Consider the following 25,045-nt stretch of genomic DNA (forward strand, 5'->3'; position numbering starts at 1 on the left):
GTCTGTTGTCCGCGCTCAGATCCTGCCCAGCGCCGCGCATAGTCTGCCTGCCCATTCCTCGACGGCCGCCGTGCTCCGGAGTTGGTCGTTGCGCACTTCGATCAGCAGCGCGTCGAGTCCCCGGGCGTCTCCATGTACGGGTATAGCGTAGTCGTCATCCTCGGCAATGCGATAAGGCTCGTCAAGCGCGAGGCTGAGGCCGGGTGCCTCCGCCGCGACCTCCTTCAGGAAGATCGCCGCGAGTCCACGTGACGCGCCCGCGAGAATCCCGAGATGCCAGGGGCGCGCTTCGCCCAGGTATACAGGCGTGAAACTATGAACGGTCAGCAGCCTGGTCTTGCGGCCTTCCGCGCGGCGGCGGTCGAGAAAATCGGCCACGGTCCGGTGGAAGGGCGTGAACATGCGCTCCACGCGGCGCGTGCGCTCTGGATCGTCTAGCAAGGCGTTGCCAGGAATCTCCGTTTCCTCGGAACGAGTCGGAATGCTGCTTTCGGCCGCCAAGGGGCGGTTCAGGTCGATGAGCAGGCGTGAATAGTTCGCCAGGATCGCGGTCGAATCGAGCCTGCGCGCCATGGCGCGGGTCAGGTCAGCTGCGCCGATGTCCCAGCCGATGTGGTCGCTTTCGGCGCCGACCGCGAGCCCGAGCCGGTCATATTCGGCTGGTATGTGGCATGAGGCATGCTCGCAGACGAGAACCCATTCCGACCAACTCCTGCTGTTCTCGACAGTGGCCGCAGGCGGCCAGTCAATAGAGGAATTTTCGTGAACGATTACAGGTATTTGCGACATGTCTGATCCTGGCGGGAAATGCCCATGCGGCGGTCGGAGGCTGCGGCGGCAGGATTGTAAGAGATCAGATATTTGTCCAGCGATTTTTATCTTATGAAATGATATTGACACTTTCGGGCAACCGATCATAGTGCGGATCGGCGGTCCCGACCGCCACTTCAAGGAGCCTTCCGTGTCCACAGATCCGCAGGACGCCATAGCCCGTGTGTGGGCCGTTCTGGATGCCGAGCCCGACTGGACGGTCGATCTTGCCTCCCGTCTGGTGCGTATCCCTTCCGTCAACCCGAAGTTCCCGGCCGGCAACGGCGACGTCGACATTTCGGGCCGGGAGGCTGAGGTTCAGGCGCTTCTGGATGGCGAACTGCGCGCGCTCGGCCTGACGACGCGCCAGTGGGATGCGCTGCCGGGCCGTCCGAACCTGGTAGCGAGGACATCGGCGGGCGATCCGGACAAGTCGCTCATTCTTTGCGGCCACGTCGATGTCGTCCCGGTCGGCGATGCGTCCGCCTGGTCGTGGCCGCCTTTCAGCGGCGAGGTGCGTGATGGTCGGCTGCTGGGCCGTGGCTCGCAGGACATGAAGGCAGGGCTTGCCTGCTGCGTGGGTGCGATCCGGGCGATCCGCAAGGCCGGCATCGAACTCGAAGGTCAGCTTGCTCTGCATTCGGTGGTCGACGAGGAGGCCGGCGGCTTCGGCGCGCGAGCCGCCGTCGCCGAGGGCGAGCACGCCGCGGCCGTCATCGTGGCGGAGCCGGGGCAGGGCGAGATCTTCCTCTGCCAGGGCGGGCTGGAGTGGCTGCGCGTCACGATCCGTGGTCGTCAGGGCCATTCGGCCTACCGCTACACCGGCTATTGGCCGCAGCCGCACGCCGCACGCACCGGCAACGAGCCAGTCAGTGCCGCCGATATCGCGACCCGGTTCCTGATGGCGCTGCGCGACTATGAAGCCGGCGTCGCGCGTTCAAAGTCGCATCCGCTGATGCCGGCGGGCGTCAATCATTTTGGCGTCGGAGTGGTGCAGATCGGCGCGGGCATGGGCCCTGACGGATTGCCGCAGATCCTGAGCAATCCCGGCATCGTGCCTGATGTTGCCGTCATCGACATCGACATGAAATTCCTTCCGCACGAAAAGACCGCGGAGGTCCGAGCCGACTTCGAGGCCTTCGTCGCCGGCTTCTGCGCCTCGGACCCTTGGCTGCGCGACAATCCGATCACCGTCGAGTGGGAGCTGTACGGACTGCATTTCCCGCCGATGAACACCTCTCCGGATCATCCGATCGTCGGCTCGATCCGCGCTGCGCGCGGGCGGCTCGGCCATGCACAAACGATCCTGCGCGGCTCGATCGGTGTCACCGACGGCGCGCACTATGCAGCCGCAGGCATGCAGGCACTGCGCTACGGCCCGGCGGGCGCGAACCAGCACGGCGCGGACGAATGGGCCGACGTGGCCTCCATCCGCGAGACGACCAAAATCCTGGCCGCCGCAGTCATCGATTGGTGCGGCGTCAGAAGCGAATAACCATCACCCGGCGGGCGAGGGTGCGCAGATGCCCCGCCAGCCAACCGACAGAGAGGACTTGAGATATGACAGTTTCCATTCGCGCCGGGTTCGTGGCGCTCATGATGGCGGGCACCGCGTTTCCCGCGATGGCCGAAACGCTGAATTGGGCGCGCGCATCCGACGTGCAGACGCTCGACCCGCACGCTTATAATGAAGGCATCACCCACACCTTCAATCACCAGATCTATGAACCGCTCGTCGCCCGTTCCGATGACGGCAAGCTGACGTCGGTTCTCGCCGTGTCGTGGGAAAACCTCCAGAGCGATCCGTCGATCTGGGAGTTCAAGCTGCGCGACGGTGTGACGTTCCACGACGGCACGGCGTTTGAGGCGGACGACGTCGCCTTTTCTTTCGAGCGCGCGATGAGCGACACGTCCAACGTCCGCTCCCTGCTGTCCTCGGTCGACCGCGTCGAAGTGGTCGATCCGCTGACGGTGCGCGTCCACACCAAGGGCGTGAACCCGCTGCTGGTCAACAACCTGATCAACATCTTCATCATGAACCGCGAATGGTCGGAGGCCAACAACGCCGCCAAGCCGCAGGACTTCAAGGCGGGACAGGAGAGCTTTGCCGCGACCAATGAGAACGGCACGGGCGCTTATAAGCTGGTCAGCCGCGTTCCCGACAGCAAGACCGAACTTGCGGCCTATGACGGCTACTGGGGCAAGGGCGAGTTCCCGCTCGACATCGACCGCATCGTCTACACGCCGATCCAGTCGCCGGCCACGCGTGTTGCGGCGCTGCTGTCCGGCGAGGTGAACTTCCTGCAGGACGTTCCCGCACAGGACATCGCGCGGCTCGAACAGGCACCGGGCATCAAGGTCGTTCGCGGACCGGAAAACCGCACCATCTTCTTCGGCCTCAACGTCGGCGCCGACAAGCTGGAGTTTGGCCAGGCCAAGGGCAATCCGTTCGCGGACAAGCGCGTGCGCCACGCCATGAACATGACGATCGACCGCGAGGCCATCAAGCGCGTCGTCATGCGCGGCGAGTCCATTCCGCTCGGCACCATCGCTCCGCCCTTCGTCAATGGCTACACCGAGGAGATGGGCAAGGTTCCGCCGGTCGATCTCGACGCTGCCAAGGCGCTGATGGCGGAGGCAGGTTACGGCGACGGCTTCAGCGTGACGCTGCACTGCACGAACGATGCCTTCGTCAACGAGGAGGCGATCTGCCAGGCGGCCAGCGGCATGCTGGGCAAGATCGGCATCGACGTGAAGCTCGACGTCCAGCCGGGCGGCGTGCAGTTCCCGGCAATTGCCAACGGCAAGACCGATTTCTACATCATGGGATGGGGCGTCTCGACCTTCGACAGCCAGTACCTGTTCGACAACCTCGTTCATTCGCGCTCGAACGGCCGCGGCGCCTGGGCGTCGATCAACTACACGAACGCTGATCTCGACGCGAAGATCGAATCCCTGGCGGCCGAGCCGAACATCGAGAAGCGCAACGCGACGATTGCCGACATCTGGAAAGTGGTGCAGGAAGAGACCTTCTATCTGCCGATCCACAACCAGATGCTGGCGCGCGCCAGCGCCGAGAAGATCGGTATCACGCCGAATCTCGGCAACCAGATCTTCGTCAAGAACGTGACCGTGGCTGAATGATCTCTTTCCTGCTTCGCAGGCTGGGACAGGCGGTGCCGGTGATGCTGGTTACCGCCTTCCTCTCCTTCGCCGCGTTCCGCTTCATCGGCGATCCTGTCCAGAACATGCTCGGGCAGGATGCGACGGCGGCAGACCGCGCGCAGCTCGAAGCCGTGCTCGGTCTCGACCAGCCTTTCCCGGTGCAGTTTGCGCGGTTTATCTGGTCGGCGTTGCAGGGCGACTTCGGCATCTCCACCCGTATCGGGCAGCCGGTTCTCCAACTCATCCTGGAGCGGCTACCCGCCACGCTGGAGCTGGCGGTGCTGTCCTTCGCGCTGGCGCTCGCCATCGGCATTTTCCTCGGCGTGACGACGGCGCTGAAGCCGGACTCCCGCATATCGCACATCATCATGACAGGTTCGCTCGTCGGCGTGTCGCTGCCCAATTTTCTTATCAGCATCGGCCTGATCTACGTCTTCTCGGCTAACTCGGCTGGTTGCCGGCCTTCGGCCGCGGCGAGACCGTCCAACTCGGCTGGTGGACTACGGGCCTGTTCACCGTGTCTGGCTGGAAGGCGATCATCCTGCCGGTGCTGTCGCTGGCACTCTTCCAGGTGACACTCATCCTGCGGCTTGTCCGCGCGGAAATGAGCGAGGTCCTGACGTCCGATCACATCCGCTTCGCCAGGGCGCGCGGCCTGCCGGATCGCCTCATCAATTTCAGCTATGCGCTCAAGAACACCATGGTCCCGGTGATCACGGTCTCCGGTCTCCAGCTTGGCACGATCATAGCGTTCGCGGTGGTGACGGAGACGGTGTTCCAGTGGCCAGGCGTCGGCCTGCTCTTCATCAACTCGGTCAATTTCTCTGACGTGCCGATCATGGCCGCCTATCTTCTGCTGGTCTCCCTCGTCTTCGTCGCTATCAACCTGATCGTCGACTGCCTCTACTATCTGTTCGATCCACGCCTTCGCGCCGGCGCCGCGGGGCAATAAGATGAGCGAGCAGCAGCTTTCCTCCAGCGGTCCGTGGCGACGCTTCCGGCGGTCGGAAATCGGCCGTTCCCTCCTGGCTTCCCCAAGCGCGATGATCGCTTTCGCGCTGGTGGTTCTGGTCGCGCTCGCGGCTGCTTTGGCGCCGTGGATCGCGCCGCAAGATCTGCGCGCAGCCGGCTCCTTCGATCTGATGAACGGTTTCACGCCGCCGTTCAGCCGCAACGAATTCTCGGACGCCTTCTTTCTGCTCGGCACTGACGATCAGGGCCGCGACATGCTGTCGGCGATGCTTTTCGGCGCGCGTACCTCGCTCGTCGTCGGCATCGCGGCGGTCGCGCTGTCAGCGTTCATAGGTGTGACGCTGGGCCTGATCGCGGGTTATGCGGGCGGCCGTACCGACGCGCTCATCATGCGCATGGCCGATGTGCAGCTCGCGATCCCGTCCATGCTGGTGGCGCTGCTGATCTTCGGCCTGACCCGCTCGCTGTTGCCCACAGGGATGCGCGACGCCATGGCGATATATGTGGTGATCCTCGCCATCGGCCTGTCCGACTGGGTGTCCTACGCGCGCACGGTGCGTGGCGCGGCGATGGTGGAGATGCGGCGCGAATACATCCAGGCCGCGACGATGATGGGGCGTCCGGCGAGCGCGATCCTGCGCCGCCACCTTCTGCCGAACGTTGCGCGGCCCATCCTGGTCATCTCGACCATCAATTTCGCGCTGGCAGTGATCGCGGAATCGACGCTGTCCTTTCTGGGCGCCGGGCTTCCGCCGAACCAGCCGTCGCTTGGAACCCTCATCCGCATCGGGCAGCAGTTCCTGCTCTCCGGCGAATGGTGGATCCTCACCTTCCCGGCCCTGGTGCTGCTCGTGCTTGCGCTGTCGATCAACATTTTGGGCGACTGGCTGCGCGAGACGCTCGATCCGAGGAGGCGCTGAGATGGAGCCGGTTCTCGAGATCGAAGGCCTGCGTGTCGAGTTCCCGCTGCGCGACGAAACGCTCGTGGCCGTCCACGATGTGACGCTCTCCATCGGAGCGGGCGAGATCGTCGGCGTCGTCGGCGAAAGCGGCGCCGGCAAATCGACCGTCGGCGCGGCGATCACCGGGTTGCTGCAGCCGCCGGGCCGGATTGCAGCCGGTCGCATCCGCGTCAAGGGGGCCGAGATCGACGCGACGGACGCCCGGGCCATGCGCGCGCTGCGCGGCCGGCGGGTCTCGACGATCTTCCAGGACCCGCTGACGAGCCTTAATCCGCTGTTCACCGTCGAGCGGCAGCTGGTAGACACGATCCGGACGCATCGGTCGATGTCGCTGGCCGAGGCCCGCGCGGAGGCGGTGCGACAGCTCGATGCAGTCGGTATTCCCGACCCGGCGCGCCGGGTGAAGAACTGGCCGCACGAGTTCTCCGGGGGCATGCGCCAGCGCGCGGTCATCGCGCTCGCACTCTGCTCGAACCCGGAACTTGTGATCGCCGACGAGCCGACCACGGCGCTCGACGTATCTGTCCAGGCCCAGATCCTCCAGCTCATCAAGACCTTGGCGCAGGAGCGGGGCATTGGCGTGATGCTGATCACCCACGACATGGGCGTGATCGCGCAGATCACCGATCGCGTCGCCGTCATGCAGGGCGGCCGTCTTGTCGAACTCGGCCCCACCCGCAAGGTTCTGGAGCAGCCAGAACATCCCTACAGCCGCGCCCTGATTTCGGTGGTTCCGCGCATGGACGTCAAGCGCGATCGCTTTCCTGTCGCCGGGCTTGGCAAGGGTGTCGACGCGGCACTGGAATGGTTGTCGGCCGGAACGCGCGCCGCAAGCGCGCCGGACGGACCGCTGGTCGAACTGCGCGACGTCGCGATGACCTATGGCGCGCGGAAGGGCCTGCTCTCACGCAAGTCAGGCTTCACCGCGCTCACGGGCATCGATCTGAAGATCGGGCGCGGCGAGGTGCTGGGCCTCGCCGGCGAGAGTGGATCCGGCAAGTCCACCATGGCGCGTATCCTCGCCGGCCTCACGCCTCCAAGCCATGGCGAGATGCTGTTCGCCGGCAGGAACGTGTTCACGGCAAGCCAGTCGGAGCGGATGGAGATTCGTCGCCAGACGCAGATGGTGTTCCAGGATCCGTATTCCTCGCTTAATCCGCGCATGAAGGTGGGAGACATCCTGGCCGAACCGCTGCTGCATCACCGTTTCGTTGCCGGCAAGGCGGCTGCGCGCCCCGTGGTGGACGAGCTGCTGGCCGCGGTTGGGCTTCCGGCCGATGCGGCCCAGCGCTATCCTCATGCCTTCTCCGGCGGGCAGCGCCAGCGCATCTCGATCGCGAGGGCGCTCGCCAGCCGGCCGAGCTTCCTGATCTGCGACGAGCCGACATCGGCGCTCGACGTATCGATCCAGGCGCAGATCCTCAACCTGATGAAGGACCTGCAGGAAAGGCTCGGCCTGACCATCCTGTTCATCAGCCACGACCTGCCGGTGGTGCGCCAGATGTGCGACCGCGTCGCCGTCCTGCAAGGTGGCGAACTGCGCGAGGTCGCCCCGACGGAGCAGCTGTTCACCAGGCCGCAGCATCCTTATGTCCAGCGGCTTCTGTCGCTCATTCCGGCCATGCCTGCGATGGCGGCAATCGACGACGCGCTCCCTGCCTGACGCCATCGCCTCTCGTGTGCGACCTTCGGGGGAGACAGCAACCGAGGCCCGAGGCCCCGCAGCATCCAGGCTGCCGATTTCCTCGCGCTTGACTGGCTGACGGTCGGTTCGGCGGCGGACGGCGACAACACCTATGGCGGCCAGGTCGTGACCAATCCGTCGGGCGGTCTCCTGTCCAAGGGCCATCCGCTCGGCGCGACGGGTCTCGCCCAGTGCTACGAGCTGACCAACCAGCTCCGCGGTACCGCCGGTCCGACGCAGGTCGACAGCGCGCGCACGGCGCTTCAGCACAATCTCGGCCTCGGCGGCGCCTGCGTCGTCACCCTCTACCAGGCGCAGTGAGGCGGCCGGGGCGAGCCATCGGCACAGGCCGGTGTGATCGCGACGATCTCGCCCATTCACATCACCGTCATCCCGTGGTGCGAGATGACCAGGTAGAAAATGCGGAGCTGCGCCTGCAGTGCCCGCATCGGCTTAATACCTGCGCCCGCGCGCGCCGCCGCCGGGCGTATGAGGCGCAGTTCCGGAACGAAGAGATGACCAGCCGCATCGGCCAGCGCGCCATCGTCGACGCGCTTATCGCCGGCCTTCCCCTCACCGACAACGAAAGCGCAATGGATACGATCGCGAAGACCTTCGAGGTGCTGTCGATCAGCGCTTCTGAATTTTCGGCGGTGGCCTTCGGGCCGGACTTTGGATAATGGCGGGGCAATTCGTGGAGATCGGATGACCCATATCGCCCTGCAACAGGTGTCGCGCCGCTACGGCGCAGTTCAGGCCGTAGACGGTGTGTCGCTCGATTTTCCGGGCGGTTCCTTCACTGCCTTGCTCGGCCCGTCCGGCTGCGGCAAGTCCACCCTGCTCAGGCTGATCGCCGGATTCGAGGCACCCGACGCCGGCACAATCTGTTTCGGCGATCAGATCGTAGCCGAGGCCGGGCGACAGGTTCCACCCGAGAAGCGCGGGGTGGGCATCGTCTTCCAGTCCTACGCGCTGTGGCCGCACATGGACGTCGCGGGCAACGTCGCCTATCCGCTGAAGACCCGCGGCGTCGAACGACAGGCCGTCGAGAAACGGGTGGCCGAGGTGCTCTCCGTCGTCGGGCTCGAAGGTTACGGCGCCCGCAAGGTCGACGAACTGTCGGGCGGCCAGCGGCAGCGCGTCGCGCTCGCCCGCTGCCTCGTCGCCGACACCGGCATCATCCTGTTCGACGAGCCGCTGGCCAATCTCGATATGCATCTGCGCGCCACGATGGTCGACGTCTTCCGCGAGATCCATCGGCGCACGCGTGCGACGATTGTCTACGTCACTCACGACCAGGCGGAGGCGCTGGCGCTGGCCGACCGCGTCGCTGTGCTCGACCGTGGCCGGTTGCTGCAGGTCGCGCATCCGTCTCAGGTCTACCGGTCACCGGCGGACGCGACCGTCGCCGGTTTTGTCGGGCGAGGCGCGATTGTCCGCGCGGAGGCGGTCGAACAGGGCGACGGCGCGGTGACGGTGAACGTCGATGGCGTCCAGTTTCCGGCGCGCGGCGATCGTCCCGCAAATGGCTCCATCCGGGTCCTGTTGCGTCCGGAGGCATTGAAGCCGGCCGATACGGGCCTGCCGGCCGTCGTCACGTCGACGATCTATCGCGGGCCCGTCCACGAAGTGCGATTGGCGCTCGGGACCGGCGAGGAGATCGCGCTCGACGCGCCCCATCCTCCCGCGGTCGGAGAGCGGATCCATGTCGCCATCTCGGATGCTTGGATTATCCCGGAGGGCTGATCACCGCCAGGGCAGCACGCCGGCGGGCAGTCGTCCGGAAAGGCGGTCGAGCAGGCCGAGGATCAGCACGACCGCAACGATGGTGGACACCGCGATCGCCGCGGCGTGCGCGGCGAGCCCCGCCTCTTCGAGACTGAAGAGGATGACCCCCAGCGTCTCGTTGCCGCCGGACCAGAGCAGTGCCGATACTGTCAGCTCGTTGAACGCGCCCATGAACACGAGCAGCGCCCCGGCCACCGTGGCAGGGGCGACGAGCGGCGCGGTGATTGTCCACATGCGCCGCAGGGCGCCGGCGCCGGCTGCTGCCGCGGCCTCGTCCAGGTCGCGCGGGATCTGCCGGATCGCCGTGGCGACGGGGCGCGCGGCGAAGGTCGCGAAGCGCATCAGATAGGCGACGAGGATGATCCACGCCGTGGCGTAGAGGCTGCCGATCAAAGGCAGCGGGCGCAGGAACAGCAGGATGCAGGCGATGGCCAGCGTGATGCCCGGTACGGCATAGGGCAGTTCGAGAGCGGCCTGCGCGCCACGTCGCCATCTCGCGCCGAAACGGTCGAGCGCGAGTGCGAACGGGATCACTCCGGCGGCGAGGATGACGGCGGCTGAGGCCGACAGCAACGTCGAATTGCGGAACGCCCGCATTGTCGCAGCCTGTCGCGTCAGAACTTCCGTAAAATTTGCCAGCGTCGCCGTCTCGAAGGTTAGCGTCACCCCGAAGGACGGGACCAATGCCGTTGAGACCAGCGCCAGCGCCGGCAGCACGACCATCAGCAGGATCGCCGTCCAGGCGAGCGCTGTGAGCGGCCAGCACCAGCGACCGAGCGGCAAGCGCGCCGGCAGCCCCCCAGAATAGCGCCCCGCGTCCCGCGTGGCCAATGCCTGCATGGCGACACCGGTCAGCGCCAGCGCGGCGATCACCACCGAAAGGCTCGCCATCTGCGGCAGCACGCCTGGCCCGAAGCTGGACATCTGCCGGTAAATCAGCGTCGGCAGGGTCAGATAGTTCACCGGCAGGCCGAGCAGGGCAGGGATGCCGAAATTGCCGACCCCAGAGACGAAGGCCAGCGCGGACGCCGCAAGCAGATAGGGCCGCATCAGCGGTTGGACGATCGTCAGGAGCAGGTGCGATGTCGAAGCGCCGGCCGCATGCGCGGCCTCGACGAAGTCGCGCGGAATGCGCGCCAGTCCGACCCGCAGCGTCACGAAGACGATCGGTGCATGCTGGACGCCGTAGAGCAGGATGATGCCCTCGCGGCCGATGACGGGATTGGGCGTGCCGGGCGGCGGCGCGATGCCGAGCGCATTGAGCAACGCGCTCGACGGGCCGAACAAGTGCAGCCAAGACAGCGCCGTCACCTGCGGCGCGATCATCAGCGGCAGGAGCAGGAGAAAGCCGAGCGTCCGCCGTCCCGGCATGTCCGTCAGCGCCACGGCGAGCGCGAACGGCGCTCCGATCGCGATTGCCAGCACGGCGCCGAAGAAGGCCGTGTCAAGCGTGTGCCAGGTCGCCCTGAGCGCTGTCGTCGTGGTGATCCGGCCGGCGAAGGCGGCGAGGTCGAGCTCCCAACCCGGCGCGATCGCGGCGAGCAGGAGCCGGCCGATCGGCAGCAGGCTGAGCAGGCCGACGACGGCGGCGACCCAGCAGATGGCGGCGAGGCGGCCCGGCCTTAGCCATGTCGCCCGTATCGCGCCGGGGCTGCGCTGCCCGGCGATGTCGACTGTATGGATCGATGCCAAACGGAGAGATGTCCTCTGAAAAGCCGTCTGGGAGCGCCGAGCCCGGCAGGTGCTAAATTGCCCCGCCGGACCGCGTTCGCAAATCTCCGGACAGGCCCTTACTGGCCCATCACTTCGGAGAATTTTTCCTTATTGGCCGCATCGTTGGCAAGGGTCGCGGCCGCGTCGTAGCCGAGAACCTTGATCGCCGAGCGCTCGGGATAGCCGGCGGGCAGGCCGGCGCTGGCGAGCGCCGGGATATAACCCTGCGACACGGCGAGCTTCTGGCCTTCCTCGGAGAGGATGAAGTCGATGAAGGCTTTCGCCGCCTCGACGTTCTTCGCCGTGGACAGGATCGCGACGGGCTCGGTAACCGCCGACACACCTTCTTTCGGGAAGACGAACTCGACGGGCGCACCCTTCGCCTTCTCGCGCATCGGCATGTAGTCGACGATCATGCCGAAGAGCTTGTCGCCGCCTGACACGGCCTTGAGCACGTCGCCATTGCCGCCGGCCGCCACCGCGCCGTTCTCGGCGAGCTGCTTGTAGAAGTCCCAGCCTCCGGCGAGGTTGCCGGTGAGCGTGACGGTATGGATCATCGCCGCGCCCGAGGTCAGCGGGCTCGGCATCGCGATCAGGTTCTTCGCCTCGGTCCTGGCGAGGTCTTCCCAGCTCGCCGGCACGAACGGGGCCTTGGTGTTGTAGACGATGCCGGTGGTGATCAGCTTGGTGGAGAAGTAGGTCTTGTCCTTGTCCATCAGGCCGGCGTCGAACGCAGCGACGTTAGCCTCGGGATAGGCCATGAGGCGGCCTTGGGCCTTGAGCCCTTCCATCGTCACCACGTCGGCAATCAGCAGCACGTCAGGCTGAGGCTGTCCGGCCTCGATCTCCGCCTGCAGCTTGGAGAGGATCTTCGGGGTTCCGTCGCGCACCCACTCCACGGTCACGCCCGGATTCTTGGCCATGAAGGCATCTGCCGTCTGCTGGGCGTCGGTGTTCGGCTGGCTCGTATAGAGAACCAGCTTGCCCTCGGCGGCCGAGGCCTGGGCGACGCCTGTGGCGAGAAGCAGGGCGGAAAGCAGGATGCGCATTATGAACCTCGTTGGTGATGCCGGACGAGCCGACAGCGACTTTTAGAAACCGCATCCCTACCCATTGCGATTGACGATTGCGTGACAGCCGCGCGGCCGGCCGCAGACACGTGTCTTCGCGAAGCGGCGATCGTCATCTGCCCGTTATGAAAGCCTCCTATCCCTGATCCCGCGGACGAGGTGGCTCCGCAGTTGCACAGCTGTGCAAGGGATTGGGATGAAGGAAGAATCTTATCTACGGATCACCGATCTGTCGGCCGGATATGGCGCGACGCGGGTGCTGGAGACTGTGAGCCTCTCCATCCGCAAGGGCGAGTTCGTCGCCCTTCTCGGCTCGTCCGGCTGCGGCAAGACCACATTGCTGCGCGCCATCGCCGGCTTCGTCCGGCCTTCCTCAGGAACGGTCTCCGTTGCGGGCCGCGACGTCACTCGCCTGCCGCCCGACAGGCGCGGTATGGCGCTCGTCTTCCAGTCCTACGCGCTCTGGCCGCATATGACGGTCGCGCAGAACATCGGTTACGGCCTGAAGCTGAAGGGAATGCCACGCGAGGCGATCGCCCGCCGGGTCGGCGAACTCGAAGGCCTGCTCGGCCTGTCGGGGCTTGGCCAACGCAAGCCGGCGGCCCTGTCCGGCGGCCAGCGCCAGCGCGTGGCGCTGGGCAGGGCGCTCGCCATCGATCCGCAGATCCTGCTCCTCGACGAACCGCTGTCGAATCTCGATGCGCGCATCCGGCTCAAGGTGCGGCACGACATCAGCGCGCTGCAGAAGCGGCTGGGCATCACCGCCGTCCACGTGACGCACGATCGCGAGGAAGCGATGGTGATGGCCGATCGCATCGTCATCATGGAGGCAGGCCGGATCGCCCAGCAGGGACGGCCGGAGGAGATCTACAACCGACCTGCCTCGTCCTTCGTCGCCGCCTTCATGGGCGCGGAGAACATGCTTCATCTCTCCGGCCACGTTGCCGATGGGTCAGCCTCGATCGAGGCCGGCCCAAACAACGATCCCGCCGTGCTGCAGCTGCATGGCCCCGCGCTGAGCAGCGGCACGTTCGAGGCTCGCTTCCGCGCCGAGGCCGCCGAACTCTTGCCCGACAGCCCCGTGTCCCGAAACAGCGATGGCTGCCTGCATCTCTTCGGCCATGTCGAGGCGGTGAGCTATCCGGGCGGCACCTGGCGCCACTCCGTGCGGGTCGGACAGGACGATCTGCTCGTCGATTCCCGAACGCCGTTCGAGCGCGGCAGCGCCGTGCGGGTGCGCATCCCGGCCGACAAGCTCTTCCTTTTCAACGCGAATGGCGTCGTGAGCGCCTCGCACACCGGTTCCCTGCACCACGGCCGGAAAGACCGGGTGCTGGAAGCAGCAGAGACATGATCAAACGGAGACTTCTCCCCATGAAGACAATCCTTCAGGCAGCGCTGGTTCTCGGCATCGCGGCCTCCCCGGCCTCCGCCGCCGAACTCACCGTCATCACCGCCGGCGACCAGAACATGGTCGACTACATCAACGAATATCTCGGCCCACTCTTCGAACAGCAGAACCCGGGCAACACGGTGCGTGTCGTCGGCACCGGCCCCGGCGATGCCGGCTCGCAGAAGATCGTCGAACGCTTCGAGGCGCAGAAGCAGGCCGGCGCGCAGACCTGGGACGTCGATGTCGCCGTCGCCCACGAGAAGTTCATCGGCCCGATGATCAAGGGCGACTATCTCGAGGCCTATCGCGACCGCATCTCCACCGGCAGGCTGGTGACCCGCGCCAATGCCGACATGGCCCTCGGCGCCCCGGTGAAGGGCTATGTGATGCCGATGTTCAACAGCCAGACCGCGATCGCCTACAATCCGGCGCTCGTGCCGAACCCGCCGAAGAGCTACGCCGAGATCGCCGAATGGGCGAAGGCCAATCCGAAGCAGTTCGGCTACAACGGCATCAAGGGCGGCGCATCGGGCGTCTCCTTCGTCATGGGCTGGATCTATGCCTTCGGCGACGGCGATGCCTCGAAGCTGATGAACGGCCCGTTCGAGGAAGCCGAGACGAAGAAGTGGGACGCGGCCTTCGCCAGCCTGAAGGACTTCACCACCAATGCCACGCTGACGCCCGGCAACGCCGGCACGCTCGACCTCCTGTCGCGCGGCGAGATTGCGATGGGTCCGGTCTGGGTCGACATGTTCTACTCGTGGCAGGCCAACGGCCAGCTGCCGCCGGAGTTCAAGCTGGTTCTGCCGGCTCCCGGCATGCCCGGCCAGCCCATGCACTACGTGATCCCGGCCAAAGCCCCGAACAAGGAGCTGGCCGAGAAGTTCGTCGAGCTGGCGACCAGCCCGAAGGTGCAGGCCGAAGGCATCGTCAAGCGCTTCAACTGGTATCCGGGCATCGACGCGCAATACGTCCAGCCCGAACTCGACGAGGCGACCTGGAACAAGCTGTTCACCGACGTCAAGCCGGAAGACCTCGCCACCCACGGCAAGCCGTTCCCGATCGCGCCCTACAACAGTGCGATTCTCGAAGCCTACGAACGCCAGGCCACCAACTGAGCCTGCATCCCCAATGGCGCCGCCCGGTTGGACCGGGCGGCGCATCCCATGGAACGCCCATGCCGCCGCGCCTGCTCGGACTGCTACTCGTCCTGCCTGCCCTCGCCGTGATCGTGCTTCTCTTCGTGGTGCCGCTGGCCGCCTCGGTGATCGGCGCGTTCGAGCTTGAGGGCGGCTACGGGCTTGGCAATTTCACCAAGGCCTTCGAGCTCTACACCTCCGACGTCATCTTCACCGTGCTGATCGTCAGCCTGTCGACGGTCCTGATCGGCCTCTTCTCCGTCGCCATCGGCGGCTACCTGACGCTCGGCGAGAACCCGCGGGCAGTGGCGATCCTGCGCTGGCTCTACCGCTGGCCGATGTTCATTCCCTTCATCGTGGTCGGCCAGGTGCTGCGCACCTTTCTCGCCAAGAACGGCCTGATGAACAACGTGCTGATCGGCGTCGGCATCATCACCCCGCTGCAGGCCGTGAGCCTGCTCGACTGGCGCGGCATCGTCATCGCCTTCGTCTGGAAGCAGACGCCCTTCGTCACGCTGCTGGTGGCAGGCGCGATGGCCTCCGTCGACCGCGGCACGATCGAGGCGGCGCGCAACCTCGGCGCCTCGCGGCTGCGCATCCTCATCGAGATCCTGGTGCCGCAGGTGGCGACGACCGTGATGGTCGGGCTGGTCCTGTCCTTCGTCACCATGATGTCGGTGCTGTCCGTCCCGCTGATGATCAACGCGCAGTCGCCGACGATGATCACGGCCGACATCGCCTTCCGCATCAACGCATATGGCGACTACGGCGTCGCCAACGCGCTGGGGCTGATCTCGCTGGTCGCGACGGCCTGCGTCGCCTGGTTCTATCTGCGCCAGAGCATGAGGGAGCGTTCATGAGTGCGGCGGCGGAAACCTCTGCCCGCATGCGGCAGTCGTCCATCGACCTGTGGTGGGTGCCGCGGGCGCTCGCGCTGGGACTGCTCGCCTTCATTATCTTCGGTCCGCTGACGAACCTCGTCCTGTGGACGGTCGCCGAGAAGTGGTGCTTTCCGCATGCGCTGCCGCTGGAATACGGTCTGGACTACTGGGGCGAGGTGTTCTCGTCGCGCGGCAACGCCATGGAGTCGCTGGGAAACAGCGTTTTCGTGGCGTCCATGACCGTCGTCGTCTCGCTGGCGCTCGCGGTTCCGGCGGGCTATGCACTGGCCCGGCTGAAACTGCCGCTCAGGGGACTGATCCTGCTGGCCTTTCTGATCCCGCAGGCTTCCGAACCTGCCCGTCTACGTCAACATCGCGCGGCTGTTCTACCAGATCGGTCTCAACGGCACGATCGCAGGCGTGGTCCTCGTTCATGTCACGCACGGGCTGGTCTATGCGGTCTGGATCGCGACCGCCGCCTTCTCGGCGGTGGATACCGAACTCGAACAAGCCGCACGGTCCGTCGGTGCCGGTGCGATGCGCGCGTTTCGCGACATAACGCTGCCGCTCGCCGCACCTGGCCTGCTTGCCAGCGCCATCTTCGTCTTCCTGGAATCGCTCGACGAGTTCACCGGCAGCTATTTCGTCGGCGCGCCCGACGTGAACATGCTGCCCCTCCTGCTCTACACCGCGGGGGCGGGGGGCAACTATCAGGTGGCGTCGATCACCGCGCTCTTGCTCCTGATCCCGTCGATCGGCTTCATGCTCGTCGTTGAACGCTTCCTGAAATCCGACGTGCTTTCGAAGGTCGGCCACTGATGTCGTCATCCGCAGAAGTATCCTCCGCGCCGGGACGCGGTTTTGTCAGCGCCCAGCAGGTGGCCGAAAGGGCGGGAGTGTCGCGTTCCGCCGTGTCGCGCGCTTTCACGCCGGGCGCCAGCATCGCCGAGGAGACGCGCGAGAAGGTGATGCGCGCGGCCGGCGAGCTCGGCTACCAGGTCAACGACCTCGCCCGCGGGCTGCTGGCCAACCGCAGCCGGCTGGTGGGACTGGTCGTGACCAAGCCCGAAGTCGGCTTCCGGGCGCATCTGGTCGCAGCCCTCACGCGCATCCTGATCCGGCGGGGCAACATACCGTTCCTGATCAACACCGGCAGCTCCGAGCAGGAGGTGCAGGCGGCTCAGACCGCCCTGTTCGGCTATCGTGCCGAGGCGACCATCATCCTCTCCGGTTCGCCGCCGTCCTCGTTCGTCGAGCTTGCGCGCCAGAACGGACAGCCGCTCGTCGTGATCGGCCGTTCCGAGCCGGACTGCGATCACGTCGCGATCGACAATGCGGGCACGGCGCGTCAGGCGGCGGCGCTTTTCGTCGGCCAGGGCCTGCGCCGGCTCGGACTTGCGGGCTCCGCGTCCGGCACGCCCACCATCGCCGAGCGCGAGCGGGTCTTCGTCGACGAGGCGCGCAGGCTGGGCGCCAGGGTCATCGTCGCCCGCGGCAAGGATTCCGACTATGCCGGCGGCGGCGAGGCGGCGCGCGTCCTTTTCGATCGTCCGGACAGGCCGCAGGCGGTCTTCTGCGTCAACGACCTGATCGCGCTCGGCCTGCTCGACACTGCGCGCGGCCGGTTCGGCCTTCGCGTGCCGGGCGACGTGTCGGTGATCGGCTTCGACGACATTCCCGAGGCGTCGTGGTGCGCCTACGATCTCACCACCTTCCGGCAGGACCCCGACGAGATCGCAGCCAGCGCCGTCGCGCATCTCGACCGGCGGCTCGCCTATCCGGATGCGCCGCCGTCGACCGCATTTCTGGGCGCGCCGCTGATCGTCCGGGGCACCACCCCTCCGGGCCGGGCATCTCGCCCGTCGCCGCAATCGGAACAGTCGTCTTGACCGCTCAAGCCTCCGGCATCGATACCCGCTCCCTGCGCGCGCAGGCCGTCCTGCACGAGGCCGGCAAGCTCGCGCTGTCGCATTTCGGCGCCCTGGCAAGCCTGCCCGTCGAGATCAAGCAGAACGGGCAGGACATCGTCAGCGCCGCGGACCGAGAGGTCGAGACGCTGGTGCGCGACCGGATCGCCGAGACATTTCCCGACGACGGCTTTCTCGGCGAGGAATACGGGCTCTCCGCCGGGTCTTCCGGTTACACCTGGGTCCTCGACCCCATCGACGGCACGAGCTGCTTCGTCCATGGCAGCCGGAGCTGGTGCATCTCCATCGCGCTGCTGAGGGGCGGGGAAACGGTCGCCGGGCTGATCCTCGATCCGAGCGCCGACGAGCTCTTCACGGCCATCTCGCGAGGTGGGGCCTTCCTGAACGGCCAGCCGATCGCGGTCGATCCGAGGACGGACATGCAGCATGGCCTGATCGGGGTAGGGGCCAGCTTCCGCATTCCGCCGCGCGCCGTCTCGGGCTTCATCGAGCGGCTGCTCGAACGGGGCGGGATGTTCGTGCGCAGCGGCTCCGGCGCGCTCAGCCTTGCCCATGTCGCCTGCGGCCGGCTCGCCGGCTATTACGAGCCGCACATCCATGCCTGGGACTGCCTCGCCGGGCTTTGCCTGATCCGCGAAGCGGGCGGCTGGACGGCCGAGTTCGCCGCCGACGGCGACCTGCTGCGCGGCGGGCCGGTGCTGGGATGCCCGCCGCAGCTGCGCGAAAATCTCCTCGACCTGGTCGCCGCCACATCCGCGGAGCGCGCCACATGAAGATCGTCCTCGTATCGGACCTGCATCTCGTCGCGCCCGGCGAAAGCCTGTTCGGCCTCGATCCGCTCAAGCACCTCGAGGACTGCATCGCCGACCTCAACCGGGTCCATGCGGACGCCGATCTGGTCGTCTTTTCCGGTGACCTGACGAACGATGGCGAGGCGTCAGCCTATGCCGCGCTCGCCGAACGGCTGGCGGATCTCGCCGCGCCCTATCGCCTCATGCTCGGCAACCACGACGACCGGGCCGCCTTCGCGGCCGCCTTTCCGCAGGCTCCGATGCAGGACGGCTTCGCCCAGTGCGTCGTCGACCTGCCTGGGTTCCGAGCGGTGCTGCTCGACACGCTTGAGCCCGGTCAAGTCGAGGGCCGGCTCTGCGAGACGCGGCTGGCGTGGCTGGACGGCGCGCTGGAAGGAGGGCGCGACACGCTCCTCTTCCTGCACCATCCGCCATTCGCCATCGGCGTGCCTTCGCTGGACAGCTCGCGCCTGCTCGATGCGGATCCGCTGTTCTACGTCCTGCGGCGCCACGGCAACGTCCGCCATATTTTCGCCGGGCATGTGCATCGTTTCGCCGGGGGCATCTGGCGGGGCATTCCTTTCACCACTTTGCGGGGCACGAACCATCAGTCCGCGCTGAAGCTGGACGGCCCGCATGCCGTCAGCTTCGAGGCGCCGGCCTATGCGCTGGTGCTGGCCGACAGCGACGGCCTCGTCGTCCACATGCACGAGTTCCCCACGTGAGAACGCCAGGAGACAACATCCCCTGGCGCCATCGCATCGACGGGTTCTGAGACCGGGCCGCCTCGGGCGGACGAACGCTTGAGCGCCGCCCGGTCGTATCCGGCGAGCCGATCGGCTCAGGCCTGGACCTCTTCCTCTTCGCCCTCTTCTTCCTCGTCGTCTCCCTGCTCGTCCTGCTCTTCGTCTTCCTCGTCTTCGTCAGCCTCGTCCTTCCAGGAAATCTGGAATTCGATTTCCTGCTGGCCGTCCTCGCGCTCGTGCTCGATCGAGAAAACGGCGTTGCCGGGGATCAGAACGGTCTCGTCTTCTATCTCGATCTCATAATCTTCGCCGGCTTCCAGAGTATCGGCAAGCCGGCGAAGCTCGACGATGAAGTCCTGAAGGGAGTAATTCTTCTCAATGTCGCGATCGGTCGTCATGTCTTTTCTCCACAGAGGCCATCTGGCCCCGCAGAGAGAAACGAAGAGCTGTAAAGCTGCTGTGACACCGGGATGACTGTACGAAATTCCTTTCGAAAAGCCGCCCTTCGAGACCGGTTAGCTCGGATCGTCGCGGTGCACGTCGTGGACGGTCATGCCGATCGATTCAGGCGGCTTCACCAGCCACTTGCGGTGCTTCAGCGTCTTGCGCGTGTCCTAGTAGCCCGCATCCCAGTGTTCCCGCATCGACGTGCCGGAGAACTCGTAGTCCTTGGCGTCCCTCTCATAAACTTTTGCTCCGGCCGGTTGCCGGTGCTCGCGGCGAGACAGCAAGTTGCGTCCGGGTCCGCGGCGCAGCGCTTGGTGAGAAAATACTGTCATTCAAACGTCAACTATTGGCGCTACCGAATCCACGACTTCGCTAAGTCCTGAAGCGCGATCGCGCTCCGGTGTTGGGGACCGTGCCGGATCTACTTTTCCGGATCTGACGTGACTGTGCGTTTCACGCTTTCAGGCTGGCGCGCAGCCAAGAAAGGCGTGCCATGATCGGTGTATTCCTCTCCCAGGCCCGAGGGCTGTCCGGAGTTCAGGGCGTTCTTGCCGCCGTTGCGGCACTCGCCGTTCTTGCCCTGCCGTCGCCCGCCCAGGCAGACCCGATCCAGGGCGCCGGCTCGACGTTCGCCGCGCCGATCATCAACCAATGGTCGCGGGATTATGAGGCGATCCGCACCGACGGCGGCGACTACACCTCACCCGACTGGCGGGTCGACTACGAACCCGTCGGCTCGCTGGCAGGCATCATGCGCCTCGCCCAGCCGGAGACGGACTTCGCTGCCACCGACGCGCCGCTGCCGCCGGAGGATCTGGCGAAGCGCAAGCTGGCGCAGTTCCCGATCGTCATGGGCGGCATCGTCGTGGTGGCCAACATCGACGGCATCGGCGCCGGCCAGCTGCGCCTTTCCGGCCCGGCGCTGGCCGATATCTATCTCGGCAAGATCACCACTTGGTCCGATCCGGCCATCAAGAGCCTCAATCACGACCTTGCCCTGCCGGACGCCCCGATCACCGTCCTGCACCGTGCGGACGGTTCCGGCTCGACCTTCACCTTTACCGGTTTCCTGTCGAAGGTCAGCCAGGAATGGCGGGACAAGCATGGCGCCGAGACCCTGATCGCATGGCCCGTCGGTCGCGGGGAAAAGGGCACGGGGGGACTGGCCGCCCTGTCCGCGGCGACCAGGAACGGCATCGCCTATCTCGAATACGGCCAGGTGGTGCGCGCCGGCCTTCCCTTCGTATCACTGCAGAATGCCAGCGGGGCCTTCGTGCGCCCTGAGCCGGCCGCCTTCCAGGCCGGCCTCGCGACCGTGACATGGGATGCCGCGCGCGGCTTTCATGCCGACACCACCAATCTCGCCGGAGCGGCGGCGTATCCGATGGCGGTCGTGACCTATGCGGTCGTGCCGAAGGATCGCGGCCAGACGCGCATCAACCGCGTCCTGGATCTGTTCCGGGTCGCTTTCAGCCAGGGCGCGGATAAGGCCTCCGCGCTCGGCTACATTCCCGTCGCGCCAGAACTCGCTGGCCAGATCGAAGCATACTGGGCCGAGAGCTTCGGCTCGGTGAACAACTAGGTTCGACAGACCAACAGGCTCTCTTGAGCCGCCCTCTCAGAATCGAGCACTCTCATGGAAATCGATATCTTCAAGGATATTCTTGTGCCGGTCATCGGCGGGCTGGGCATCTTCATGCTCGGTCTCGAATTCATGGCCAACGGCATTCAGGCGCTGTCCGTCAACAGCATGCGCAATTTCCTCGCCAGGGCCGCGGGAACGCCGATCAAGGGCGTGCTGGCCGGAACGCTGATCACGGGTGTCATACAGTCCTCGACCGCGATGACGGTCATGGTCGTCGGCCTCGTCAATGCGGGCGTGGTCGCGCTCAGGCCTGCTATCAGCGTCATCATGGGCGCCAATATCGGCACCACGCTCGGCAACGGGCTGATAGCCCTGCCGCTCGGTCCCCTCGGGCTGATCTGCGGCGGCATCTTCGCGCTGATCTACTGCTTCGCGAAGACCGAGAAAGTCCGCAACATCGCGCTCGCCTGCATGGGCTTCGCGCTGATCTTCTACGGCCTCAACCTGATGACCGGCGGCCTGCGCCCGCTACGCAACATGCCCGAGGTCATGGAACTGCTTCAGACGCTCAAGGCGGACTCGTATTTCAACCTGATCAAGTGCGTTCTGATCGCGGCCGCCATCACCGCGATGATCCACTCGTCCTCGGCGACCATCGGCATCGTCATGGGCCTTGGCGCGGCCGGCGTGCTCGACTGGACGACGGCCGTCGCCTTCTCGCTCGGCGCAGACCTCGGCACCACGATCACCTCGTGGATGGCTTCGCTCAATCTGTCGAAGAACGCCAAGCGGGCGGCCTACGCCCATATATCGTTCAACATCATCGGCGTATGCATCACTGTCCCGCTGTTCTTCATCTCTATCCAGGTTCTGCACTGGGCGATGGGTGCCTTCGGCATGGGCGATCCGGGCGTGGCGGTGGTCGTCGACGGCAAGGAGACTTTCCCGCTGGTGCCGGTGGCCGTAGGCCTCTACTCGACCGTCTTCAATATCTTCAACACCGCGCTCCTATTCCCCTTCGTCGGTGTCTTCGAGCGTGTCCTGTCCCGCGTCGGCCGCACCGACGAAGAGGATGTCGAGGATTACTCGACTCCGAAATACCTCGACAGCAAGCTGTCGGACGACTTCGCCAAGGCTGTGCCCGCCGTCCAGCAGGAGACCGCGCGCCACCTGCAGGCGGGCGCCATGTTCCTCAACATCGCGCGGGGCGACAAGAAGGCGCCGTCCGATCCGGGCGAACACTATCTCGCGACAGACATCCTCAGCCGCGACATCCGCAACTACACGGCCAATCTGATGAAGGAGGACCTGCCTTACGAGCAGCTCGACCTGATCGCTAGCCTCATCGAGGAGGCCGATTTCACCGCCGCGCTGACCGAATCGATGCACCAGGTCGCCCGCCGTGTGAAGCGCGAGAAGTTCTCGTCGCCGGCGCAGGCGATCGTCAACACGGCGCTCGACAAGCTCGACATGTCGCTGCGCGACATCATGCCCGACCATGGCATTCCCGATCCGCGGATGCCTGCCGGTCATGTCAGCTTCCCCGAGGTTGACGAACTGCGCGCCCGCACACTGGCCATGGGACCGAACGCGGGCGCCGGAGAGCGGGGCACGATCCTAGCGCTGCTCGGCTCCATCGAGCGCGCGGAGCTTCTGATCCGCCGCATCGACGCCGAGCGCAAGTCGGTCAACCGGCAGACCGTGGTGGCCCGCGCCGCCGCCCGCAAGGAGAACCGCGAACGGCCGATGGATGAGGGCACGCTGTCTCCTGTTCCGGCCGAATGATCGACTGAAGCGATGGTGTTGCCGCCAACAGGCGGCGACACCATATTGCGACAGCCAGATCGGAGCCGGGTTCCCTGACCTTCAATGGCACCGAACCCGGAGAGGCTTATGAGCGTCGGTCTGATCGCCCTTCTCGACGATGTTGCGGCACTCGCCAAGGCGGCGGCCGCCTCGCTCGATGATGTGGCAAGTCAAGCAGCACAGGCCAGCACAAAAGCCGCAGGCGTCGTGATAGACGACGCGGCCGTGACGCCGCGATACGTCACCGGCTTCTCCCCCGCGCGCGAACTGCCCATCATCTGGAAGATCGCGCTCGGCTCGCTCCGGAACAAGCTGCTCTTCCTTCTGCCGGCCGCCCTCGCGTTGAGCCTGCTCGTGCCGCAGGCGATCACGCCCCTGCTCATGCTCGGCGGCCTCTATCTCTGTTACGAAGGTACGGAAAAGATCTACGAGCTTATCCTCCCGCATGCCGCCCATGCGCAGGAGGCCGAGATCGAGGGAGCGTCGCTCGACGCCCAGACATTCGAGGACCAGAAGGTGGCGGGTGCGATCAGAACGGACTTCATTCTCTCGGCCGAGATCATGACCATCACACTGGGCTCCGTGCCGGATGCCGGGCTGCCGACGCAGGCGGCGGTGCTGGCCGTGGTCGGCATCCTGATCACAATCGGCGTTTACGGCGTCGTGGCGCTGATCGTGAAAGTCGACGACCTCGGACTGATGCTGGCACGCGGCTCGTTGCGCTCGCCCCTGGCCGGGCTGGCGCGTGCCGTCGGTCGCGGGCTGGTGCAGGGTATGCCCTATTTCCTGAAGCTGCTTGGAATGATCGGCACTGCCGCGATGATCTGGGTGGGCGGCGGCATCGTCCTTCACGGGTTCGAACAATATGGCTACGGCTGGCTGAGCCATATCCTGCACGACGTCGGCGAGATGGCCGCACTGGCTGTTCCCGGCATCGGCGCTGTCGTGTCCTGGCTGGTTCAGGCCGCAGGCGCCGGCCTCACGGGCATCGCGATCGGCGCGGTCGCGATTGCCGCCGCGAGCCTGCTGGTGTCGCCGATCCGTCGTTGGGCCCGGGCGCGTGCCGGGTAAATTCGCCGGCACCGCGTTCCGCTGACCGGCCCGGCCGGCGCCCGATCGAAGAGCGATCTCAGGTTTCGGCTTTCCGGGAACCATTCCTTAGCCCGTGCGTTTTCTCCGTTCGACCGGACCATGGGAGGATGTCATGCAACCGATGTTGCGGAGCTTCCTGGCCGAAATTTCGGCCAGCTGGCTGAGAACCACAAAGCGCAAGCCGTTCCAGGCGACATCGATCGGCGGCGAGCAGGAGAGCGTCGGGCCGAAGGATCGACAGCCGACGCCGTCGCGGCGGTCTCAGACCGCATGCTACGTACCGCCGCCACCGCGCAGCGACGATATTGCTTCGAACATGTAGAGCCTGCAGGCAAGCTCACGCAGTCTAGATCTCGGCAAGTTTCGATCCGACCCGGTCGCGGCCTTCCGTGATGACCACCTCGACGGCAGCCGCCGCCTCATCCTCATCCTTTCGCAGGATGGCTCGCGCTATCCTGCGGTGCTTGTCTGCGGAACTGGACTGTCGTGCAGCTTCGCCGAAGGGGGAGCTGAGGCGGAAGCTGGTCACCAGGGCCGCCTCCACCAACGTGCCGACCGAATACATGAACGGGTTCTTGGACGCCTCGGCCAGCGCCATGTGGAAGGCCAGGTCGGCTAAAGCGAACTCCTCCAGCGACCTGGCGTTCTCCATCGCGTCGGCATGCGCGAGCATCTGTTCGACATCCTTTGGCGTCGCATGGCGGCAGGCGAGGCGCGCGGCGTAGGGCTCGAAGGCGAGCCGCATCTCGGCGAGATGGGTCATGAACCGGCTGTCGGCGCCGTTGTCGAGGTGCCAGCGCAGGATGTCGGCGTCGAAGTAGTTCCAGGTCGACTTGTCCGTGACGCGTGTCCCGATGCGGGCCTTCGCGACGATCATGCCCTTGGCGGCCAGCGTCTTCATCGCCTCGCGCAGCACGGTGCGTGACACGCCGAAGCGGGCGGCGAGCTCGAAGTCTCCCGGTAGGGTTGAGCCGCGCGGATAGTCGCCGCCGACGATCGCCCGCCCGAGCGCGTCCACCACCAGCGCGTGGCTGTTGCGGACGCGTTCGCCGGTAATCGCCGCCTTGAGCATG

20 protein-coding genes and 4 pseudogenes are annotated in these 25,045 nt (G+C 65.9%); 18 read left to right on the plus strand and 6 right to left on the minus strand.

Going from position 1 to position 25,045, the window contains the following annotated elements:
* Positions 1-15 precede the first annotated feature (15 nt).
* Complete coding sequence (locus tag LRS09_RS15800) at positions 16-987, minus strand: N-formylglutamate amidohydrolase (protein WP_308240307.1); 972 nt, start codon at positions 985-987, stop codon at positions 16-18.
* On the opposite strand from LRS09_RS15800, the gene LRS09_RS15805 reads away from it, so the two are divergent.
* The 8 genes and pseudogenes from LRS09_RS15805 (at position 962) to LRS09_RS15840 (ending at position 9,339) form a co-directional block, all read left to right on the plus strand.
* Positions 962-2,305, plus strand: a complete 1,344-nt coding sequence (locus LRS09_RS15805) for a M20 family metallopeptidase (RefSeq protein ID WP_257807764.1) — start codon at positions 962-964, stop codon at positions 2,303-2,305. The genes LRS09_RS15800 and LRS09_RS15805 overlap by 26 nt on opposite strands.
* A gap of 65 nt (positions 2,306-2,370) precedes the next feature.
* Positions 2,371-3,954, plus strand: a complete 1,584-nt coding sequence (locus LRS09_RS15810; RefSeq protein WP_257807766.1) for an ABC transporter substrate-binding protein — start codon at positions 2,371-2,373, stop codon at positions 3,952-3,954.
* Positions 3,951-4,927 (plus strand): annotated as a pseudogene (locus tag LRS09_RS15815) (ABC transporter permease). The gene LRS09_RS15810 and the pseudogene LRS09_RS15815 overlap by 4 nt, the downstream one beginning before the upstream one ends.
* A 1-nt stretch (position 4,928) precedes the next feature.
* A complete protein-coding gene (locus tag LRS09_RS15820; protein ID WP_257807767.1) occupies positions 4,929-5,867 on the plus strand; it encodes an ABC transporter permease in 939 nt (312 codons plus the stop codon).
* A gap of 1 nt (position 5,868) precedes the next feature.
* Entirely contained in the window at positions 5,869-7,572 is a 1,704-nt protein-coding gene (locus LRS09_RS15825; RefSeq protein ID WP_257807768.1) for an ABC transporter ATP-binding protein, read from the plus strand.
* Between the two features lie 117 nt (positions 7,573-7,689).
* Positions 7,690-7,914: pseudogene (locus tag LRS09_RS15830) on the plus strand (lipid-transfer protein); the annotation flags it as partial.
* 194 nt (positions 7,915-8,108) lie between these two features.
* Positions 8,109-8,273, plus strand: a complete 165-nt coding sequence (locus LRS09_RS15835; RefSeq protein WP_257807769.1) for a hypothetical protein — start codon at positions 8,109-8,111, stop codon at positions 8,271-8,273.
* A 25-nt stretch (positions 8,274-8,298) separates the two neighbouring features.
* Complete coding sequence (locus LRS09_RS15840; RefSeq protein ID WP_257807770.1) at positions 8,299-9,339, plus strand: ABC transporter ATP-binding protein; 1,041 nt, start codon at positions 8,299-8,301, stop codon at positions 9,337-9,339.
* On the opposite strand, the gene LRS09_RS15845 is transcribed toward LRS09_RS15840, so the two are convergent.
* Both LRS09_RS15845 and LRS09_RS15850 read right to left on the minus strand, forming a co-directional pair.
* Positions 9,340-11,073 (minus strand): iron ABC transporter permease, encoded by a 1,734-nt coding sequence (locus LRS09_RS15845; RefSeq protein WP_308240308.1) that lies wholly within the window; start codon positions 11,071-11,073, stop codon positions 9,340-9,342.
* A 98-nt stretch (positions 11,074-11,171) separates the two neighbouring features.
* Complete coding sequence (locus LRS09_RS15850) at positions 11,172-12,143, minus strand: ABC transporter substrate-binding protein (RefSeq protein ID WP_257807772.1); 972 nt, start codon at positions 12,141-12,143, stop codon at positions 11,172-11,174.
* A gap of 217 nt (positions 12,144-12,360) precedes the next feature.
* Here LRS09_RS15850 and LRS09_RS15855 point away from each other — a divergent pair, with 217 nt between their 5' ends.
* From LRS09_RS15855 to LRS09_RS15885, 7 genes and pseudogenes are all read left to right on the plus strand, one after another.
* The gene (locus LRS09_RS15855) at positions 12,361-13,518 is read left to right on the plus strand and encodes an ABC transporter ATP-binding protein (protein WP_257807773.1); all 1,158 of its coding nucleotides are present in this window, start codon (positions 12,361-12,363) and stop codon (positions 13,516-13,518) included.
* A 20-nt stretch (positions 13,519-13,538) separates the two neighbouring features.
* Positions 13,539-14,675, plus strand: a complete 1,137-nt coding sequence (locus LRS09_RS15860; RefSeq protein ID WP_257807774.1) for an extracellular solute-binding protein — start codon at positions 13,539-13,541, stop codon at positions 14,673-14,675.
* Positions 14,676-14,734: 59 nt separating this feature from the next.
* The gene (locus LRS09_RS15865) at positions 14,735-15,556 is read left to right on the plus strand and encodes an ABC transporter permease (RefSeq protein ID WP_257807775.1); all 822 of its coding nucleotides are present in this window, start codon (positions 14,735-14,737) and stop codon (positions 15,554-15,556) included.
* A 26-nt stretch (positions 15,557-15,582) separates the two neighbouring features.
* A pseudogene (locus LRS09_RS15870) lies at positions 15,583-16,396 on the plus strand (ABC transporter permease).
* On the plus strand, positions 16,396-17,466 hold the full coding sequence (locus LRS09_RS15875) for a LacI family DNA-binding transcriptional regulator (RefSeq protein WP_257807776.1): 1,071 nt from the start codon (positions 16,396-16,398) through the stop codon (positions 17,464-17,466). Before LRS09_RS15870 ends, LRS09_RS15875 begins: the two are co-directional and overlap by 1 nt.
* Positions 17,463-18,278 (plus strand): inositol monophosphatase, encoded by an 816-nt coding sequence (locus LRS09_RS15880; RefSeq protein ID WP_257807777.1) that lies wholly within the window; start codon positions 17,463-17,465, stop codon positions 18,276-18,278. The genes LRS09_RS15875 and LRS09_RS15880 overlap by 4 nt, the downstream gene beginning before the upstream one ends.
* Positions 18,275-19,021 (plus strand): phosphodiesterase, encoded by a 747-nt coding sequence (locus LRS09_RS15885; protein ID WP_257807778.1) that lies wholly within the window; start codon positions 18,275-18,277, stop codon positions 19,019-19,021. The genes LRS09_RS15880 and LRS09_RS15885 overlap by 4 nt, the downstream gene beginning before the upstream one ends.
* Positions 19,022-19,137: 116 nt before the next feature.
* Here LRS09_RS15885 and LRS09_RS15890 read toward each other — a convergent pair whose 3' ends face one another.
* Together LRS09_RS15890 and LRS09_RS15895 are read right to left on the minus strand one after the other, a co-directional pair.
* Entirely contained in the window at positions 19,138-19,440 is a 303-nt protein-coding gene (locus LRS09_RS15890; RefSeq protein WP_257807779.1) for an amphi-Trp domain-containing protein, read from the minus strand.
* A 117-nt stretch (positions 19,441-19,557) separates the two neighbouring features.
* A pseudogene (locus LRS09_RS15895) lies at positions 19,558-19,734 on the minus strand (DUF3734 domain-containing protein); the annotation flags it as partial.
* A gap of 248 nt (positions 19,735-19,982) precedes the next feature.
* Between LRS09_RS15895 and pstS the strand changes: the two are divergent.
* The 3 genes from pstS (at position 19,983) to LRS09_RS15910 (ending at position 23,951) form a co-directional block, all read left to right on the plus strand.
* Positions 19,983-21,071, plus strand: a complete 1,089-nt coding sequence (gene pstS / locus LRS09_RS15900) for a phosphate ABC transporter substrate-binding protein PstS (protein ID WP_257807780.1) — start codon at positions 19,983-19,985, stop codon at positions 21,069-21,071.
* Positions 21,072-21,125: 54 nt separating this feature from the next.
* Complete coding sequence (locus tag LRS09_RS15905; RefSeq protein WP_257807781.1) at positions 21,126-22,859, plus strand: Na/Pi cotransporter family protein; 1,734 nt, start codon at positions 21,126-21,128, stop codon at positions 22,857-22,859.
* 108 nt (positions 22,860-22,967) lie between these two features.
* Positions 22,968-23,951: a DUF808 domain-containing protein gene (locus LRS09_RS15910; protein WP_257807782.1), complete on the plus strand. Its 984-nt coding sequence runs from the start codon at positions 22,968-22,970 to the stop codon at positions 23,949-23,951.
* 367 nt (positions 23,952-24,318) lie between these two features.
* On the opposite strand, the gene LRS09_RS15915 is transcribed toward LRS09_RS15910, so the two are convergent.
* Positions 24,319-25,044 (minus strand): FadR/GntR family transcriptional regulator, encoded by a 726-nt coding sequence (locus tag LRS09_RS15915; protein ID WP_257807783.1) that lies wholly within the window; start codon positions 25,042-25,044, stop codon positions 24,319-24,321.
* Position 25,045: the final 1 nt, after the last annotated feature.

Source organism: Mesorhizobium sp. J428 (assembly GCF_024699925.1).
Lineage (GTDB): Bacteria > Pseudomonadota > Alphaproteobacteria > Rhizobiales > Rhizobiaceae > Mesorhizobium_A.

Bases quoted from the DNA above. Each gene is read 5' to 3' on its own strand.
- LRS09_RS15800 (WP_308240307.1), bottom strand. From the start codon at position 987: ATGGCGTCCTGCGGATCTGTGGACACGGAAGGCTCCTTGAAGTGGCGG.
- LRS09_RS15810 (WP_257807766.1), top strand. From the start codon at position 2,371: ATGACAGTTTCCATTCGCGCCGGGTTCGTGGCGCTCATGATGGCGGGC.
- LRS09_RS15820 (WP_257807767.1), top strand. From the start codon at position 4,929: ATGAGCGAGCAGCAGCTTTCCTCCAGCGGTCCGTGGCGACGCTTCCGG.
- LRS09_RS15825 (WP_257807768.1), top strand. From the start codon at position 5,869: ATGGAGCCGGTTCTCGAGATCGAAGGCCTGCGTGTCGAGTTCCCGCTG.
- LRS09_RS15835 (WP_257807769.1), top strand. From the start codon at position 8,109: ATGACCAGCCGCATCGGCCAGCGCGCCATCGTCGACGCGCTTATCGCC.
- LRS09_RS15840 (WP_257807770.1), top strand. From the start codon at position 8,299: ATGACCCATATCGCCCTGCAACAGGTGTCGCGCCGCTACGGCGCAGTT.
- LRS09_RS15850 (WP_257807772.1), bottom strand. From the start codon at position 12,143: ATGCGCATCCTGCTTTCCGCCCTGCTTCTCGCCACAGGCGTCGCCCAG.
- LRS09_RS15855 (WP_257807773.1), top strand. From the start codon at position 12,361: ATGAAGGAAGAATCTTATCTACGGATCACCGATCTGTCGGCCGGATAT.
- LRS09_RS15860 (WP_257807774.1), top strand. From the start codon at position 13,539: ATGAAGACAATCCTTCAGGCAGCGCTGGTTCTCGGCATCGCGGCCTCC.
- LRS09_RS15865 (WP_257807775.1), top strand. From the start codon at position 14,735: ATGCCGCCGCGCCTGCTCGGACTGCTACTCGTCCTGCCTGCCCTCGCC.
- LRS09_RS15875 (WP_257807776.1), top strand. From the start codon at position 16,396: ATGTCGTCATCCGCAGAAGTATCCTCCGCGCCGGGACGCGGTTTTGTC.
- LRS09_RS15885 (WP_257807778.1), top strand. From the start codon at position 18,275: ATGAAGATCGTCCTCGTATCGGACCTGCATCTCGTCGCGCCCGGCGAA.
- LRS09_RS15890 (WP_257807779.1), bottom strand. From the start codon at position 19,440: ATGACGACCGATCGCGACATTGAGAAGAATTACTCCCTTCAGGACTTC.
- pstS (WP_257807780.1), top strand. From the start codon at position 19,983: ATGATCGGTGTATTCCTCTCCCAGGCCCGAGGGCTGTCCGGAGTTCAG.
- LRS09_RS15905 (WP_257807781.1), top strand. From the start codon at position 21,126: ATGGAAATCGATATCTTCAAGGATATTCTTGTGCCGGTCATCGGCGGG.
- LRS09_RS15910 (WP_257807782.1), top strand. From the start codon at position 22,968: ATGAGCGTCGGTCTGATCGCCCTTCTCGACGATGTTGCGGCACTCGCC.
- LRS09_RS15915 (WP_257807783.1), bottom strand. From the start codon at position 25,044: ATGCTCAAGGCGGCGATTACCGGCGAACGCGTCCGCAACAGCCACGCG.